We start from the raw sequence: 16,315 nt of genomic DNA on the forward strand, positions 1-16,315 counted from the left end.
GGGGCATAAAGCCCCTTTGGGAATTCCTGGCGGAATTCCTCGCCCCGGAATTCGCCTGGCGGCGAATTCTCTGTGGTTTATGCCGGGCCGCTGGCGCGGCCCTTGGTTTTGCGTGTGAATTTGCCTGGCGGCAAATTCTGGGTTTGTGGGTGGAGTTTTGGTTTCTGTATTTTGCCTGGCGGCAAAATTCTTGTTTTATTGTTTTGTTGTGCCGCTGGCGCGGCCCTTTCTTTGGGTTTTGGTGTTTTGGTCGGAGCGCTGGTGCGCTCCGGTTGTTGACGGGCTGTGGGATGTGGCGTGGTGTCATGCCTGGTGGCATGACTGGGGGTTGGGGCGTCGTGGGCCTGGTGGCCCACGGGGTGTTGTGTGTGGGTGTCTGGGTGGTGTCGTGCTGTGGGTTGCTGGCGCCTGACGGCGCTGGGTGGGCTTGGGTTGTCGAACTCGGCCTGTTTTTCGCGGGCTTGGGGCTGTGCGAATTGGTTGTCCCTGAGCTGCGGGATGTCATGGGTTGGAGTGATGGCTGGGGTGTCTTGCCGTCGAGGAGTCACGGAGTGAGGGGGCACCGCGCGGGTGTGGTGATGGCAGTGGTGTCTGTCTCTGTCCCGGCTGGGGACGCTGGAGGGAACGGGACGGCTACGGTGGGCCGGTGTCTGATCCTGTTTCTGCTGGTGAACGGGCCGAGCCGTCGCCGGCTGTGTGCGAGGTACGTCCGGAGCTCGTCTCGGCGCTGCAGGCTCAAGGCGGTGACGGGCAGCGGGCGTTGAGTCTGTTGCTGGATGCGGCCTACGTCCTGAACGGTCCTGGTGAGTTCCGGGCGCCTTATGTGGTGGCGCAGTCGTGTCTGCGAGGTGCGCTGGAGGGTGTTCTCAGCATCGCGGGTGAGAACTTTCCTGGGCTGCGTAGCGCGACCAAGGCGGTCACCGAGGCTGCGGGGGCGGTGGCTGATGCCTGGCGGCATCAGGGCGGGGTGGGTGCCGGGGATCTTGGTGTCCTCGTGGGTGCAGTCGAGGAGCTGCGTGCTGAGCAGGCGGAGCGCGGTGGATTCCGTACTCGGCAGATCGGGCACCTGGTGGCGGGGCAGACCCGGCAGGAGATGGGGCTGGCCGAGACAGAGGCGGCTCGCAGTTGGAGTGTTTTTTACAGCAGCGCTTCCGGTGTGCTGCACGGCTCCGGCAGCGGTGCCGATGAGGCGCGCCGTCAGTTCCAGGACGTCACGGCCGCTATGGAGCAGCTGTTTTTGGGGCTGCCGGAGCGGGCTGAGCGGTTGCGGGAGCTGACCCGGCTGGAGGTGCCGGTGCAGCAGGACGCGGACGAGGTTGCGCGGATGACCGATCCGCGGGCGGGGGCGTACTTCTTCCGTGCTGCCGTGAGCGGGCGTTGGCTGGGGTTGCTGCCGCTTGCTCGGCTGTTGCCCGAGGAGGGCCGCTGGCCGGCGGCTCCGTATCTGCGGCGGTTGCTGGTCCAGGAGCCGGAGCGGGTGTGTGCCTGGGTGGGGGAGCACTTGGACGCGATCCGTGGACAGGGGTTGGGTGCGCTGTCGCAGACGGTCGCCGTGGTGAGCGAGGCGGGCATGGCGGCGTGCCCGCTGCTGACGAAGATCGTGTGGGCGCAGCCGGACCGGTTCGTCCTGCTGCGGGCCGCGTACTGGGCCGTGGACATTCCCGTCGCCGAGCGCACCGGGGCGTGGGTCGCCGTGCTGGAGAGCATCCTGCGGGTACGGGGGTTCACGGCACAGGAGTCGTGGGAGAGCGGGCTGCTGTTGCGGACGCTCGTGGCTAGCGCCCACCCCGGCGGGCGGCTGCGGACCGGTGGGGACCGGCTGGGTGGGATCATCCGCGCCTCGCTCGCCGGCGTGCTGGCTGATCATCTGGGTGACGAGGACGCCCGTTTTCAGGCCGAGATCGTCAACGACCTCGGCGAGGTCTCGCTGGCCGGCCCGCCGCATGTCGTCGTGGTGGCACTGATGCGGGCCGTGCTCGATCTCGCCGTGGCCGAGGCGCAGTTGGGCGTGCCGGTCGCGACGCGGCTGCGGGGCGTGTACGGCAAGCTGCCCGCTGGTGAGCACCGGGCGCGGCTGGTGGCCGTGCACCTGGCCGAGTCCTGGCCCCTCGATGGCGGGCGTCCCGAGGCTGCGGCCGGATGGTGGCAGGTGGCGATCGATGCCGCGCGGGAGGTGGGCGGCGGGACGTGGCCGAGCGCGGACCTCGCCGACTTCCTCGCCCTCCTGGAGGACTGTCCCCAAGAGCTACGGACCGGGCTCGAGGCGGCGCTCACCGAGGGGCTGGGCGCACCACCGGCCGCGCAGGAGATGGAGGCGTGGGCCGACGCTTTTCCCGGGCCGGTGCCGCGCCGTTGGCGCATTGTGCGGGGTCTGTCTCCCGTGCTGCCCGAGGCCGTACGCGCGCCCTGGCAGCCGGTACTGGCCCTGCTGGAGGAGAAGTACGGGCCGCCCGCCGAGCGGCCCGAGCCCGTCGTGAAGATCACCAGCTGGGTGGAGTCTCATGGCGGGCTGTCCCTGGAAGCCTTCACTGCGCGCGTGCAGGCCGACGGAGTGGTGGCCGCTGTCGCGGAGCTCGCCGCTGCTCCCCTGCCCGGAGACAAGGACGATGACGATGACGGCGGGGACGGTGCGCGCGCCGGGCTGCTCGGCGAGCTTGTCGCCCAGGACCCGGATGCCTGGGCCGCCAACCCGGCCGCGGTGGCCGCGGCCGCCACACGCCCGGCCCTGCAGAGCGCCTACTTCAACGCCCTCCACCACGCCGCCACGAGCAACCGCCTCCACCCCAATCTGCTGGGCCCTCTCGCCGAGGCCGCCTTCGCCGTACGCCCGCAGGCCGCCGGCGAGCCGCAGGAGGCGCGGCTGCAACTGGTCATCTCCAACCTCCTGCACCGGCTCTGGAACAGCGGTGCATCCCTGGGGACAGTGGAGGCGGATGGTGTGGCCTGGCTGCGTGCACTCATCACCGAGTGGTCCACACCCCGCCTGGACACCTCCTCCCCGCTGGGCACGGCCACAACGGCGCCCGGCGGCGGCGCCCTGCTGTCCCTGACCGCCTGGGGCATCCAGCACGCCGCACGCACCGGTGAGGGGCTGCCCGAGCAGCTCACTGCGGTACTGGAGGGGCTGCTCGGCTCCGAGCCGGACGACCAGGCCCTCGCCGTCATCGGCTTCGGCCTCAGCCAGCTCCACCACTGCGACCCCGGCTGGGTCACCGCCCACGCCGACACACTCCTGTCCCTGGATCCGTCGTGGCGCCCCGTGCGCAGCTGGCTCACCCACGGCAGACCCGACCCCGCCGTACTGGCCCGACTGGACCGTGCCGCCCTGTGGCAGGTCCTGTGCGCACCGCACGCCGAGGGCGCCCTCGACCGGGTCTTCCTGGCCCTCCTGGACGAGACCGAACCCCTCGGCCCTGCCAGTGAGTTCCTCGCCGGGCTCGCCGGCTGCACGGGCGGGGACGAGGCCGTCTCGGTGATGCTGTCGCGGCTCGCCACCTACACCGCCCGCACCGACAGCACCGAGGTGGCCGAGCGAGCCTGCGTCATCTGGCGCGCCGCTCTCGATGCCGACCTCCCGGCTGTCGCGCTGCGCGGGGCGGGGCACTTCGCCTTCGCCGACAGCGTCGACCAGGACACCTGGCTGGAACTCACCGCCGCCACCGTCGTCCAGCAGCCTGATCTGGAAGACGCCGACCACGCCGCCGAACGGGCCGCCCGCACCCCCGCATCCCCCGCCGCCCAGCTCATCGCCGCCGCCGCTCTCGACGACGGGCCCGCCGACGGCTACCGCCGCACCGAGACCATCCGCCACGCAGCCGCCCTGTATGCCGGCGCCCCCGCCGAGAACACCCCCGAGCACGAGGCACTGCGCGTCGCGCTGATCAACGCCGGAGCCATCGACGACGCCTACAGGAGATGACCGGTACTTCTTGGGGACTTCGAACCGGCCGCCGGCACGTCTTTTCGTGTTCTTCCCGGCAGACACAGCAGCACAGCGCTGCCGGAGTCGGAGAAGCGGTCGGGTGAATTCGGCTGAGGGCCTGTGGAAAGGTGCCGGACGCCTGTCTTTTATCCGTTCACGTGCCTTACGTCGGCTGCCTGAGGGCCTCTCTGCCCCTGCGAGATGGAGAATTCGACACGCATTCCCGACGTGAGGGTTCGGTCTCCATCTGGTTGGATCGCGCTGTGGTGCACGAAGACGTCCACGGGCGGGTCGCCGTCGACGGAGATGAAGCCGTATCCCCATTCCGCGCCGAACCACTTGACTGTTCCGGTCTTGAAACGGATTTCCTGTCCGGAAGCGTTTTCAGGATTTTTCTTCGCGTACGGCGTGCCGGAGCCGACAGGGGGTGCGTGCGGGCTGTCCGTGCGGGCGGTTCGGCGCTCGATCGCCTTCAGCAGGGTGTCGTCGGTGGTGCCCAGTGCATGGTCGAGCACCTCGTCCTCGTCCTGGCCGGCCTCCTGGAGGACGGCGGGGGTGCCGTGCCGTGCGCAACGCCGTCGTCCCGGCCGGGAAGGGGTGAGCCGGGCGCGGACGGTCGCCATCAGAGCTGTGTCCATCTCGTCGAGGAGCAGGCCCAGTTCGTCGTCAGGTGTGTGGCGGGTGTCGCTCACTGCCGCTCCCCTGGGCCGGTGATACGAGTTGCTGCTTGAGGGTGCGGCGGGCCCGCGAGAGATTCTGCAGGACCGCGGACTTCTCCAGGCCCATCGCTGCGGCGATCTCCGTAGTGGAGAACCCGTCGAGGTGCCAGGCCATCACACTGCGCTGCTTGAAGAGCAGGGCGATCAGTGTTCTGCGGACCTGGCGCTGCTGCTCGCCCGGCTCCGCCGCGTGCGGCGGGGTGTGCCGGTCGACGCTCGTGGCTGCCAGACGGTCTGTCAGATCGTCTTCGGGCTGCTCGGGAACCGCCTGCCGCAAGAAGGCCCGCAGCGCGGCCGTGCGCAGCCAGGCCCGCAGGTGCTGCACCGGCCGGCGCGCACGCATCAGTTCCACGAACGCGCTGTGCACCGCGTCCTCGGCCTCCGGGAAGGTCGCCCCGTGGCGCAGCAGGAAGCGCACATGCGGTCCACGGCCTTCCTCCCGCGCCACTGTCCCCTGTCACGCGGCCAGTTGGCGCCCCGCCGGTCCCTCTCCTGCAACGTACCCCCTGGCCCAGTGCGGCCTTCCTCTTCGATGCGGGCTCTGCCCAGCAGGGCGCGGGTGGTGATACGGGCTGTGAGCACCCGGGTGATGCAGCTGGCCGCGCACGCGGCCACGGTCGCTGCGGCACTGACGAGTGTGCTGTCCACGACGCCTGGTTCCTCTCCCCTTGGGCAAGGACCGGTGCCCTCGCTGTCGTAGGGAGGCTGGGTAGGCCTGTTTTTCTGACATCCAGGGGTGGGCCGCCGTCGGGGGCGCCCTGTCCCGGGCCGGGATTCGCTGAAGGCATCGGTCATGCGGTGTGCGGGAGAACTGTAGTTTTGGGGCGGTGGCCTGCTGATAGAGGAGAAGGCGGTTCTTTTATTCACCCGTAGCGGGTTTCAATTCTTATTGAATTCCTTTCTTCGCGTTTTCTGAATTGGATTTTGTTTCCTTTTGGTGGTGTGACCCTCTGCGGGATCTCCTGCCGGTGGAGCCTGCCGGTGCGTCCGCGGCGAGCGGGGCGGTGCCCGGCCGGCGGGGTTCGCTGCGCGGCCGGTGTGTCGGGGTCCCGGTTTCTGCAAGTCTGGGGTGGTGGCTGACGAGGGTTTGACGTCGATGACGGTGAAGGTGCCCTGGGGGACAAGGTCCCGGCTGGAGACGGTGGTGGCGCGCCATCGCGTCCTGCGGCGGGAGTTGGGCCGTGATGCCAGGTGGAGCGTTGCGGGTCTGAGTCTGCGCGAAGCCGATGCGGTGCGTGCCCGGCGGCGTGCGGAGGTGGCGCGGCTGCGTGAGGGGGGCCGGCTGCTGGACACGGTCGACTCGTTCGCCTTGTACGGGGTGCGTCACGAGCTGGCGGTGCGCCAGTGGCTGAGGCAGTGGCCGGATGCCGGGGGCGGGGCCGGGCAGATGGGGCGGTGGCCGGGGGCCCGGGACGGCGGATATCCGGAGGCTGTGTCGTTCCGGCTTCCTGCCGCGGTGGCGCGGCAGGTGTGGGCTGGGTGCTGGTCGGTCTCGGGCGGTGCGGTGGCCGCGCTGAGGGACTGGCGGGATCGGCATCCGGGGGTTGTGCTCTCCCGGGCGGGGCGGGATCGGGGCGCGCAGGAGGCGTTGGCGGAGTACGGGTGGCTGGCTGATCAGGTTGTTACGGTGGGTGATGTTTTGCGGGCTGGATTGGAGTGGGGGCTCTGTCAGCAGGGAGCTGAATCTTAGTTTGCAAACTTCAAAAATGCTGCTCACCGGCATGCTTATCTGTTGCTTCCATCCTGATTGGAGGGCTACCTTCGCCTCAGTCGGTCCATCACGGAGTGTGAAGAGTTGGAGGGTCGGGCATGACGGTGCGGTATGAGGACTGGGAGCGGGTGCCGTGGTTCATGGCGTCGAGGACTCAGCTGCTGACGGCTGATCTTCCCCGGGAGCCGGTCGGGCGGGCGGGGGCCCAGGTGCGCACCTACCGCCGCGGGCGCCGCGGGACGGTGGGGCTGTACCGGGTGGAGGCCAGCCGGCCGACTGCCGCGTCCGCGCGGCAGCTGGAAGCGGCGGCGGGCCGGCGCACGCGCGAGACGCACATGTGCGAGGGGTGCGGCGCCTGTTGCGACCGCCCTCTCGTCGTCCGCGACGGGCACGGGCTGTGCCCGATGTGCCGGCGGATGCGGGAAGTGTCCGCCTTCCAGAAGTCGTTGGGCGAACGGCGCGGGGAACTGGCCCGGTGGGCACAGGGATTGCTGGAGGATTCCCGCCTTGCGGTGGTGTGGGTGGAGACGGTGGAGGGGGGCCGGACGGCGTCGGGGCGGGCGCGCCCCCCGGTGGCGGCCCGGGTGACGGCGGTGGACGGGGAGGGCACGTGTCTGGCTGACCTTGTGGTGCGGCTCGTCGGGGTACGCGGCCGCGGGGCGCCGGAGGGGGCGTGCGCCCCGGCCGAGGGGGTGGCGGTGCTGGAGAGGGCGTTGGACGGCCGGCGCGTGCTGGCCTGGACGGAGGCTCAGGTGTCGGCTCTGACGAGCCGTCTGGAGAAGCTGGGGTGCCCGTTGCGGCTGTCGCTGGTCAGCAGCCGGCCGGGAGCCGACTGGGACGGGTGGCAGACATCGGTGCGCGACCGCGTCGCGCAGTGGCGCGGCCAGCTCGACCCGGTGTCGGGGGCGCTGCTCCCGGCATGGGAGCCGGGGCGGGCCGACCGGCTGCGGCTGCTCCTTGCGCGGATGGCCCAGGGGGCTCCCAGGGACGGGTGAAATTCGGTGTTGTCGCTGCTCGTTGGGGGTTACTGATGGGTTTGCGCGGTGACTGTCAGTGGGGGCCTCTACCGTGTGGCGGGTGAGTCTGACACAGTTCGGTCCGGTGTACTCCGGGCGGGCCAGTGCGGTCCGTGCTGGCGAGGTGGTCCTGAGTCTGGTGGCGTCAGGACTGGTGGGGATGCGCGGCTGGGCGGGGGTGCGCCGGCTTCAGCACCCCTATGACAGGAGTCTGCAGCTGGGGCTGGACCGGCTGGCCGCCCTGTGCGTGCGGACGGGCAGCAACCCTCCCGTGGGCGTGGCCGATCTGGTGGGCGTGTGGTGCGCCGAACGGCCGTTGGACTCCTGGCCCTTGGAGTTCGATCCCGATGCGCAGGTGGGCGGGGAGCGGCTCCTGATCGGCGGGGAGCCGAGCGAGTTCTGCCTGGAGTGGGCGGTCGCGGCCCGGGACGTGGTGTCCGAGGTGCACGAGAGTGCGCTGGTCAAGCATGTCAAGGACACGGCGGCCCTGCTGGGGCGGCCTGAGTTGTACGCGCGGTGGCGTCTGTTCGTCACCGAGCATGCGGTGCTGGGGCCCGCCGAGTTCGTGGCGGCGAAGAACGCGGTGCTGGACGTGCCGCAGTGGGCGACCTGGCTGGAGGAGTCCTACGGGCCGGTGACGGCGGAGGCGGCGGCCGGCGGGCGGGTGGCCGTGTGCGGCGGGTGCGGGCAGTGGATCGCCCCGCGGGCGGACGGCCGGGTGCGGTGCCGGGTGTGGCGGTGCGCGCACCGGCACGACCTCCCGGAGCCGGCCCTGGTGGAGGCGCAGGGAGCCCGGCGGCTGGAGCCGGAGCTGGTGAGGTTCGTGGCGCTGCCGGGCCGGCCGGAGCTGGATCTCGCGCGGCGGCTGGCGGAGCGGGGGGCACGGGTGGTGCTGTATCCGAAGCTGGACGCGCTGGACCTGGTGGCCGTATGGCCCGGCGGCTACAGCATCGGGGTGGACGTGAAGGACTGGCACAGTCCCTATCTGCTGGCCCGCCGGATCAAGACGTTCCCGAACTGGGGCGCCGGTGACCCCCACGCATACCGCAAGGGGTATCTGGTCGTTCCGCACGACCGGCTGCGAGCCAACCGCAGCTACATGAGGATCCTCGCGCAGCGCAGCGAGGCGCTGAAGGCGCAGCCCCACATCGAGGTGGTCTGCGACGACGATCTGGTGGCGTCCTGCCCCGATCTGGGTACGGCTGGGGAGGTCGTCTGTGGCCCGTGATCGCAGTGGCTGGTACAAGAAGCTGGGGCACAAGCTGCGGCGGGCGGCCAAGAGCAACGGCCTGGGCCGCGTGGACGTGCGGCTGGTGGCGTCGGTGGAACTCGGGCTGTTCGCGCTGGAGTCGTGGGCCGATCAGGCGGCGGCCTCGGATGCCTGGACGCTGATGGGCGGCTACGACTTCCGTACGCGTCGGCAGCGGGCGGTGCCGTCGTCGTCGTCGCTGCGGTGGCTGGTGGGCGAGCTGAAGAGCCCGAGCGAGTGGGGCAAGGCCCTCCAGGCGTATCAGGCGCTGCCGGAGCTGCTGCGGATGTTCGACGTGAAGGACCCGTCGCGGCCTCCCGAGCGGCGTCAGTCGTTGTCGGTGGCGTCCGACCGGGAGCAGGTGTACGCGCAGGCGTTGGCGACGCTGCCGGCCCACCGTGAGCAGCGGGTGCGGCTGGCCGAGGAGGGCGTGCGCTACCGCATGGGGCGCGGGGACGCCGGTGTGGTGGTCCCGGAGGGGATGAGCCCCTCCCCCGCGCGGCGGCATCGTGCGGGGCGGCGGCGCAAACAGGTGACCTTGCGCTGGCCGGCGCTGACGGCGACCGCCGACCTGATGGACGCGGTGGACGCGCAGCTGGGGCTGCGCAGCAACTGGCGCGGGCGGATCGACGACCTGTATCTGCTGGTGCGTCAGAACGACGGGCGGCTGCGGAAGTCGAAGAAGCTGGTGCTGGCGGATGTGATGCACGTGGTGGGCATGCCGGCCGTCGGCAAGACCACGCTGATCACGGTCGCGGCGGTGTGGGCGTGTGCCGAGCCGCACCGCCGGCACACGCTGACGGTGGTCCTTGGGGACGTCGTGTCCGTCCTCGACATGGTCACCGCGCTGTGCCGGTACGGGGTGAGGGCGGCGCCGATCCTGGGAGCGGCCAACCGCGGCCGGCACCTGCAGCAGGTCCACCGCCCGGTGGACGCGCACGCCCGGGGCCTGGCCCTGCTGGAGGACCCCCGGCTGCGGTGGATCTCCACCGAATGTGTCCTGCAGGGCCTGGCGGAGCTGACCGAGCCGCTGGCACTGAAGGACGCCCCCTGTTCGCACCGGCTGCGGCCGTGGAGCGGAGAGGGGCCGGACCAGCAGCAGCGGGAGGCGGCCGTGGGCTGTTCGCTGCTGCCGGTGTGCGGGCGGCACGAGGCCGCGCGGGAGCTGGTGGACGCCGCCGTGTGGGTGGCCACGCCGGCCAGCCTGCTGCACTGCCGGGTGCCCGAGCAGCTGTCGCAGCACGACCTGCGGTACCTGGAGCTGGCCTGGCAGCGCAGCGACGCGTTCGTCGTGGACGAGGCCGACCGGGTGCAGATCCAGTGGGACCAGGCGTTCAGCCCCTCGCAGTCGCTGGCCGGGCCGGGCGAGGACGCCTGGCTGGACGAGGTGCGGCCGCTGTTCGAGCGGCACATGCGCCATACCCGCGGCCAGCACCTGTTCAGCGAACCGGTGCGGGACTGGTCTCTCGACATCAGCACGGCCGGACTGCTGGTGACCCACCTGCGCAATCTGCTCGCCGAGCACAGCCACGTGCGGGAATGGCTTGGCCAGGGCTACTTCAACGAGTGGCGGCTGGCGGTGGGACTGGCCGGTGAGATCTCCCGCCGCCCGCGGCCGGCGCGGGAGAGCGGCGCCCTGCGGCGGGGGCAGCCGGCGCTGTGGGACTCGGACGAGGAGTGCCGTGCGCGGTGGCTGGCTGTGTTCGCCCAGTGGCTCGACGACCCGGCCGGCCGCTACGCGGGGGCGGATGCGTCCGTCGCGTTCCTGCGTGATCTGAGCGCACGCGGCTACCAGCCGCCCGGCCTGGTCACCCAGGACCTCGTGGAGTGGCTGCGCGGTCAGGACGACGTCGTACTCACCGGGGACCAGGCGCTGGAACGGCTGGCGGTGCGGTTCCAGGTCACCATGGTCGTCGCGCTGCTGGCCGGGAAGCTCGCCCTGCTGACCCGCGCCTGCTGGGAAGTGGAGATGGAGACCGGCCTGGAGGCCATGGGATCGAGCCTCGTGCACCGTCCGCCCGCGGAGTACCTGCCGCTGGTGCCGGAGTCCCCCATGGGCAATCTGCTGGGTTTCCAGTACCGGGAGCACGAGGGGGAGCTGGAACAGATCGGTACCCTGTCGTTCTTCCGCTGCTCGGGCATCGGCCGCTGGCTGCTGCTCAACCTCCCGCACCTGTATGAGGAGTCGGCCGGCGAGGAGGACGCGGGGCCGGCGTGCCTGCTGCTGTCGGCCACCAGCTGGGCGGGAAACTCTCCGCGTTACGACGTGCAGGTCCCCGTCGCAGGCATCCTGGCCTCCCGCACCGGCGACCGGGTGCCCCTACACCAGCGGATCATGCTCACGTACCTGCCGGTCAGGATGCAGTCCTCCAGCGGGGCCGCGTACGCGGTGACCGTCTCGGGCAAGCAGGGCCAGGACCGTCTGGAGGCGCTGCGGGAACTTCTGGCGGGGCTGTGCCGGCAGCAGCAGGGACTGCGCGGGCCGCGCAGGAGCCGCCTGGAGGAGATCCGAGACGAGCTGCCCGAGGGGCGCCGGCGGGTCCTGCTGCTGGTGGGCAGCTACCGGGAGGCCGAGGAAGTGCTGCGGCACCTGATCAGGATGCGGCCCGAATGGGCGGATCAGATCCTGCAGATGGTGCCCGACGACGACTCCGGCAGCCACCACTGGAGCGGGCGGACCATCGCCCGCGGCAACGTGCACGCCATGGCCAAACAGCAGGACGCGTGGATCCTCATCGCACCCCAGCTGGCCATCGAACGCGGCCACAACATCCTCAACGACGACCACGTCGCCGCGCTGGGGGCCGCGTTCTACCTGGTCCGCCCGCACCTGCACCCCGAAGACCTCAGTTACCACGTGCAGACGATGAACCGGTGGGCGGTGGAGGAGATCCGCCGCGCCGTTCCCTCGGCCGGTCCCGACACGGCGCTGGGCGAACGGGCGAGGATGTTCCGCGAACTGGCCCGCCGCACCTGGCTCGACCTGCTGGAGGGCACCCTGCAGTACCGGGCGACCGGCGCCCACTCGGCGCAGCGGCGTGCCATGGACTGGACGAACATCGTCCCGCTGGACCAGATCATCGGCCGGATGCTGCGCGGCGGGGCAACAGCCCGCGTGTACTTCTGCGACGCCGCCTTCGACCCCAAACACGACGACAGCATGCTGGTCGGCATGCTCGACGCCCTCGACGAAGCCCTCGACGGCCCGGACGAAGCAATCGCCTCACCGCTGTACCGGCCCCTTCGACAGTCCCTGCACACCCTCGTGGAGCAGCACCGTGCGCTATGACTTCCTGCAGCCCCTCTCTCTCGTCCTTGAGTCCTTCGCCGGCCATCGCCTGGCCCGGTACTGGACGTGCGAGTTTCCCGCGACGTGGGCAAAGCCCCTGCGCGAACAGGTCTTCCAGCCGGCGTCCGCGGAGGGCGAGAGCGAGGAGGAGAAGCGGGGCATCCCCCTATGGGCGGTCAACAGCGCGATCGCCGCGCTGATGCCGCAGGTCCTGACCCACGACGCCCGCGCGCGGCGGGGTGAGATGTGGCTGGCCTGGGCGGCGGACGCGGACGAGAAAGCGCCGGACCGTGCCCTGCTGGTGGAGTTCGTCAAGGGCGGGCTGACGGCGGCCGCGACGCACCGCAACCAGCTGGCGCAGCGCCGTGGGCGCCCGCCGGTCATCGACATCGCTGCACTGGCCGCCGTGCTGGAGACCTTCCGCGGGGAAGACCTGAAGTTCACGCGCAAGACCCTCACGCTGGGGCCGGGCACTGATCCGGAGAGCTCCGACTACCCCCTGGTGCCGCACGCGCTGGCCACGCACCTGTGCCTGACGGACTGGCACGTCGTCCACGGCGAGGCGGAAACGGGCCCCGCAGGAGAAGTGACCGAGGAGGACGCCGAGGACTGGGACGAGGACAGCGGCGAACACGGGACGGCTGCCGGGCAGAGCGAGGAGGAGGACGGGGTGACGGCGCGGGCGGTGCACACGACCCGGTGGCGGCGTACCGCTGCCCGGGGCGGCGGGGCGGAGTTGGTGTCCTGGCCCCCGCACGTGTACGAGAGCAAGGGAGGGGTGCGTTACCCCTGGTCCTACACGCTGCGGCTGTCGGTGCAGACCAGGGGCCTGGAAGCGACCGTGCAGCCGCGGCTGCACGTGCGGGTCGGGATGCGGCGCTGGGCCCGGTACAACGTGTTCGATGCGAAGCGGAACATCGGCGTGCACCTGTTCTCTCCCTCCCCCTGGGCGGACGCCAGCAGCCCGTTCGGACTCGCCTCCATGGCCTGGCATCCCGGACCGGCCGGCAAGAAACAGGGCTTCATGGGCTGGGCTGATGATCTGGTGCCCACGCTTGGCTGTGTCACTTCGTTGCGGAGTCATTTGGAGGTGCTTCCGGGAGTCACCTCGGGTGGCTCAGCAAGATCAATGTCAGTGAGTTTTGATGTCAGTGGCTCGCTATGGGAGAGGGTGAGATGCGTGTTCGTCGCCAGCGAAGGTGGTCGTGGGCCACGGCTGTTGCTGCCATGGTGGGCCGATGAATACGACACCGGATGGACGGCCTATCCCACCCGCGCATGCTGAGGAGCGCGCCATGCTGGAGGCATGGCTGGACTTTCACCGTGCAACTCTTGCCCTGAAGTGTTCGGGCCTCAAAGATGATCAATTACGGCTTGCTGCCGTGTCACCCTCGTCGATGACGCTGCTCGGTCTCGTTCAGCACGTGGCTGAGGTGGAACGCAACTGGTTCCAGCGCGTATTCGCAGGTCAGGATATGCCGCCGGTCTTCGGGGAGAACAACGTCGACGGCTATGCGCTCCGGCCGGACCGAGGGCTCGACGAGGCGACGGCAGCCTGGCAGGCCGAGGTCGCCCGAGGCCGTGAGCTGATCGCTGACGCGTCGCTGGACGACTCGGGGCGCCTGTCCGAACAGGAAGCGGGATACGTCGGCGATCAGGGCGTCTCCCTGCGCTGGATCATGGTGCACATGATCGAAGAATACGCACGTCACAACGGTCATGCCGATCTCATCCGCGAGCAGATCGACGGAGTCACCGGCGCCTGAGGCGGGCTTGCGCGGTCCCAAGTACCGCGCAAGCACCCGGTTTCGAATCTCAGCCAGCGCCAGTCTGCTCGGCCAAGGCCTTGGTGTGGGCGAGACGGTAGGACTCCGTGCCAGTCTGAATGATGGCGCCGTTGAAGGTGAGCCGGTCCACGATCGCCGCGCAGAGCCGCGGGTCGGTGAACGTCTTCGTCCACCCGGAAAACGACTCGTTGGAGGCGATGGCGACGCTGTTCTTCTCCTCACGTTCAGTCAGCACCTGGAACAGCAACTCGGCGCCACGACGGTCGAGTTCCATGTAACCGAGTTCGTCGATGCATAAAAGATCGACACGGCCGTAGCGAGCGATCGTCTTCGACAGCTGCTTCTCGTCGGCGGCCTCGACCAGCTCGTTGACGAGTTTGGTCGCCAGCACGTAGCGGACCCTGAAGCCCTGCATGGCGGCCTCGGTGCCCAGGGCTATGAGCAGGTGGGACTTGCCGGTGCCGGAGTCGCCGATCAGGCAGAGCGGCTCGCCCTTCTTGACCCACTCGCAGGTCGCGAGCGTGTTGACGGTGGCGGGGTCGACGTTGGGGTTGGCCTCGAAGTCGAAGGCCCGCAGGCTCTTCTCGCGGGGGAAGGCCGCGGCCCTGATGCGACGCTCGGACCTGCGGCGGGCCCGGTCGTCGCACTCGGCCATCAGCAGCTCGGCCAGGAACGCCCGATACGACATCTGCTCGCGGGCAGCTCCGTCGGCCTGGTCCTTGAACTGCTGACGGATGGTGGGCAGCCGCAGCATGCGGCACGCCTGATCGATGGAGGCGGTGGCGGCTTCCTCGGTGAGTCCGCGCTTGCGCGTCATGATCCCTCTTTCTTGCCGACCGTGCGGCCGGGCCGTTGCAGGAGCTGGTCGTAGCGGGCCACCGAGGGCAGCGGCCGGTTGTCGGGCGGAAGGTGGGACAGCCGCCAGTCGGCGAGGAAGGTCACCGACGCGGTGGTCGGCCCCTCGTCCTCCGTCGCCGACGGCCCGGGCCCAGAACGGGCCGGCAGGGCCGGTTCCCCGTCCGATTCGGCGAGCTTGCGGGCTTCCAGCGCGACCGCGTCCGCAGTCAGGGCCCCCGCCCGGTAGGCGGCCGCCAGGCCAGCGACGACCTGCTCGTGGTCCATGTGCCGGCCCAGCAGCAGCACCTCGATCAGGGCCCGGGTGCCGGCCGCGTCGCCGTGGGCGGCCTTCGCCGCCGCCCACCACTTGTCGTGGACGGGGGTGAACCTGCCCGCCGAGCGGGCCTGTTCCAGCGCCGTCGATCCCGGGAAGGCACCCGGCTTGCGCAGCAGGGCTTCCAGGTAGTGGTCCAGGACCAGGCGGGAGTCGTTGCGGCCGCCGAGGCGCTCGTGCCGGGTGACCACGGTCCGGCCGTCGTAGACGATCAGCTCGTTGGCATGCAGCAGGACGCGCAGCTGACGGCCGATGAAGCGGACCGGAACCGAGTAGGCGTTGCCGCGGACGCTGATCTGGCTGAACCGGTTGACCCGGGGCGTGAACCAGCGGCCCGTTTCGAACGGCTCGGTCGGCAGCGGCTTGAGCAGGTGCTGTTCAGCCGCGAAGTAGTCACCGACGGTCCGGGGGCGGCCCCGCAGCCGCCGCGCCTCATCGCCCTGGTCCCACTGGTCAACCATCGCGTTCAGCTCGGTGAGCGAGGCGACTTCGGGGACGGGAACGAAGTGGTTGCGGCGGTAGTAGCCGATCTGCCCCTCGACCCCGCCCTTCTCGTGGGCGCCCTCGATGCCGGGCCTGCAGTAGAACGCCTCGACACCCCAGTGCGAGCGGAACGCGGTCCAACGGTCCGCCTCCACCCGGCCCCGGTAAAAGCCCAGCACCCGCTCGACCGCGGCCCGCAAGTTGTCATAGCGGATGTGTCTGCGAGGGATGCCGCCCAGGACCCGGAACGCGTGCACGTGCCCTTCGAAGAAGGCTTCCTGACCCGCGGTCGCGAACACCCGGTGCACTGCCTTGCCCGAGTACGACAGCCGCAGCGAGAACAGGTAGAGCCGGGTCATCTCACCGGCCAGGACCACGCTGACTTCACCGAAGTCGACCTCCGCCTCGGCGCCGGGCAGGTGCGTCTGCGGCACGAACATGGCCTGCGGGCCGATCCCCGCATCCTGTCTGATCTGCGGACGTCGGTCTTTCACGTAGGTGCGGACCATCGGATACGAGATCTCATGGGCGCCGTGCTCGTCCACCAGCCGGTCGAAGATCCGCTGAGCGGTGTGACGCTGCTTGGCCGGCGCGTCCAGATCCGCCCGCAGAATCCCGTCGATCAGCGGCTTGTAAGGATCAAGCCGCGACTCACGGCGCCGATGCTGCCGACGCGGCTCCGGCCACTGACCGTCCAGCGCCCGCCGCACCGTCCGCCACGTGACGTTGTGCTTGCGCTGCAACGCCCGCTGCGACATGCCCCCTTGATGGTCACGGCGGATCGCTGCGTACAGATCGACCTTCGACTGCGACGTCCCCATAAGGCCCCCAGCGGCAGAAGCACAATCCACCGTCCCACCGCAAGCCCTCAGGTGACTCTGTTGCTGAATTCGTCAGCGGGCGAGTTGGTGGCTGAGGCGCTCGAGTCGGCTGGTGCGAGGCTTGCGTAGTGGGTCGGTGGTCCACCA

10 protein-coding genes are annotated in these 16,315 nt (G+C 70.2%); 6 read left to right on the forward strand and 4 right to left on the reverse strand.

Features of this window, described 5'->3' with window-relative positions; all coding sequences use genetic code 11:
- Nucleotides 1-994 precede the first annotated feature (994 nt).
- A complete protein-coding gene (locus ACFV9M_RS40380) occupies nucleotides 995-3,919 on the forward strand; it encodes a hypothetical protein (RefSeq protein ID WP_385078436.1) in 2,925 nt (974 codons plus the stop codon).
- Nucleotides 3,920-4,068: 149 nt separating this feature from the next.
- Here the strand turns inward: ACFV9M_RS40380 and ACFV9M_RS40385 are convergent, their stop codons facing one another.
- Nucleotides 4,069-4,287 (reverse strand): cold shock domain-containing protein, encoded by a 219-nt coding sequence (locus ACFV9M_RS40385; protein WP_385078458.1) that lies wholly within the window; start codon nucleotides 4,285-4,287, stop codon nucleotides 4,069-4,071.
- 301 nt (nucleotides 4,288-4,588) lie between these two features.
- A complete protein-coding gene (locus ACFV9M_RS40390; RefSeq protein ID WP_385078438.1) occupies nucleotides 4,589-5,059 on the reverse strand; it encodes an RNA polymerase sigma factor in 471 nt (156 codons plus the stop codon).
- A gap of 1,391 nt (nucleotides 5,060-6,450) precedes the next feature.
- On the opposite strand from ACFV9M_RS40390, the gene ACFV9M_RS40395 reads away from it, so the two are divergent.
- From ACFV9M_RS40395 to ACFV9M_RS40415, 5 genes are all read left to right on the forward strand, one after another.
- Nucleotides 6,451-7,347, forward strand: a complete 897-nt coding sequence (locus ACFV9M_RS40395; protein WP_385078441.1) for a hypothetical protein — start codon at nucleotides 6,451-6,453, stop codon at nucleotides 7,345-7,347.
- 82 nt (nucleotides 7,348-7,429) lie between these two features.
- Nucleotides 7,430-8,596 (forward strand): hypothetical protein, encoded by a 1,167-nt coding sequence (locus ACFV9M_RS40400; protein WP_385078443.1) that lies wholly within the window; start codon nucleotides 7,430-7,432, stop codon nucleotides 8,594-8,596.
- Nucleotides 8,586-11,906: a hypothetical protein gene (locus ACFV9M_RS40405; RefSeq protein WP_385078446.1), complete on the forward strand. Its 3,321-nt coding sequence runs from the start codon at nucleotides 8,586-8,588 to the stop codon at nucleotides 11,904-11,906. Before ACFV9M_RS40400 ends, ACFV9M_RS40405 begins: the two co-directional genes overlap by 11 nt.
- Nucleotides 11,896-13,191 carry a pPIWI_RE module domain-containing protein gene (locus ACFV9M_RS40410; RefSeq protein ID WP_385078449.1) on the forward strand — a complete coding sequence of 432 codons (1,296 nt, stop codon included), beginning with the start codon at nucleotides 11,896-11,898 and terminating at the stop codon, nucleotides 13,189-13,191. Before ACFV9M_RS40405 ends, ACFV9M_RS40410 begins: the two co-directional genes overlap by 11 nt.
- The gene (locus tag ACFV9M_RS40415; protein ID WP_385078451.1) at nucleotides 13,145-13,672 is read left to right on the forward strand and encodes a DinB family protein; all 528 of its coding nucleotides are present in this window, start codon (nucleotides 13,145-13,147) and stop codon (nucleotides 13,670-13,672) included. The genes ACFV9M_RS40410 and ACFV9M_RS40415 overlap by 47 nt, the downstream gene beginning before the upstream one ends.
- A 49-nt stretch (nucleotides 13,673-13,721) precedes the next feature.
- Here the strand turns inward: ACFV9M_RS40415 and istB are convergent, their stop codons facing one another.
- Complete coding sequence (gene istB / locus ACFV9M_RS40420) at nucleotides 13,722-14,510, reverse strand: IS21-like element helper ATPase IstB (RefSeq protein ID WP_385078454.1); 789 nt, start codon at nucleotides 14,508-14,510, stop codon at nucleotides 13,722-13,724.
- Nucleotides 14,507-16,168, reverse strand: coding sequence for an IS21 family transposase (gene istA, locus ACFV9M_RS40425; protein ID WP_385078456.1), 1,662 nt, complete (start codon nucleotides 16,166-16,168; stop codon nucleotides 14,507-14,509). The genes istB and istA overlap by 4 nt, the downstream gene beginning before the upstream one ends.
- Between the last annotated feature and the right edge of the window lie 147 nt (nucleotides 16,169-16,315).

Origin of the sequence: Streptomyces sp. NPDC059895 (genome assembly GCF_042731035.1) — a bacterium.
Lineage (GTDB): Bacteria > Actinomycetota > Actinomycetes > Streptomycetales > Streptomycetaceae > Streptomyces.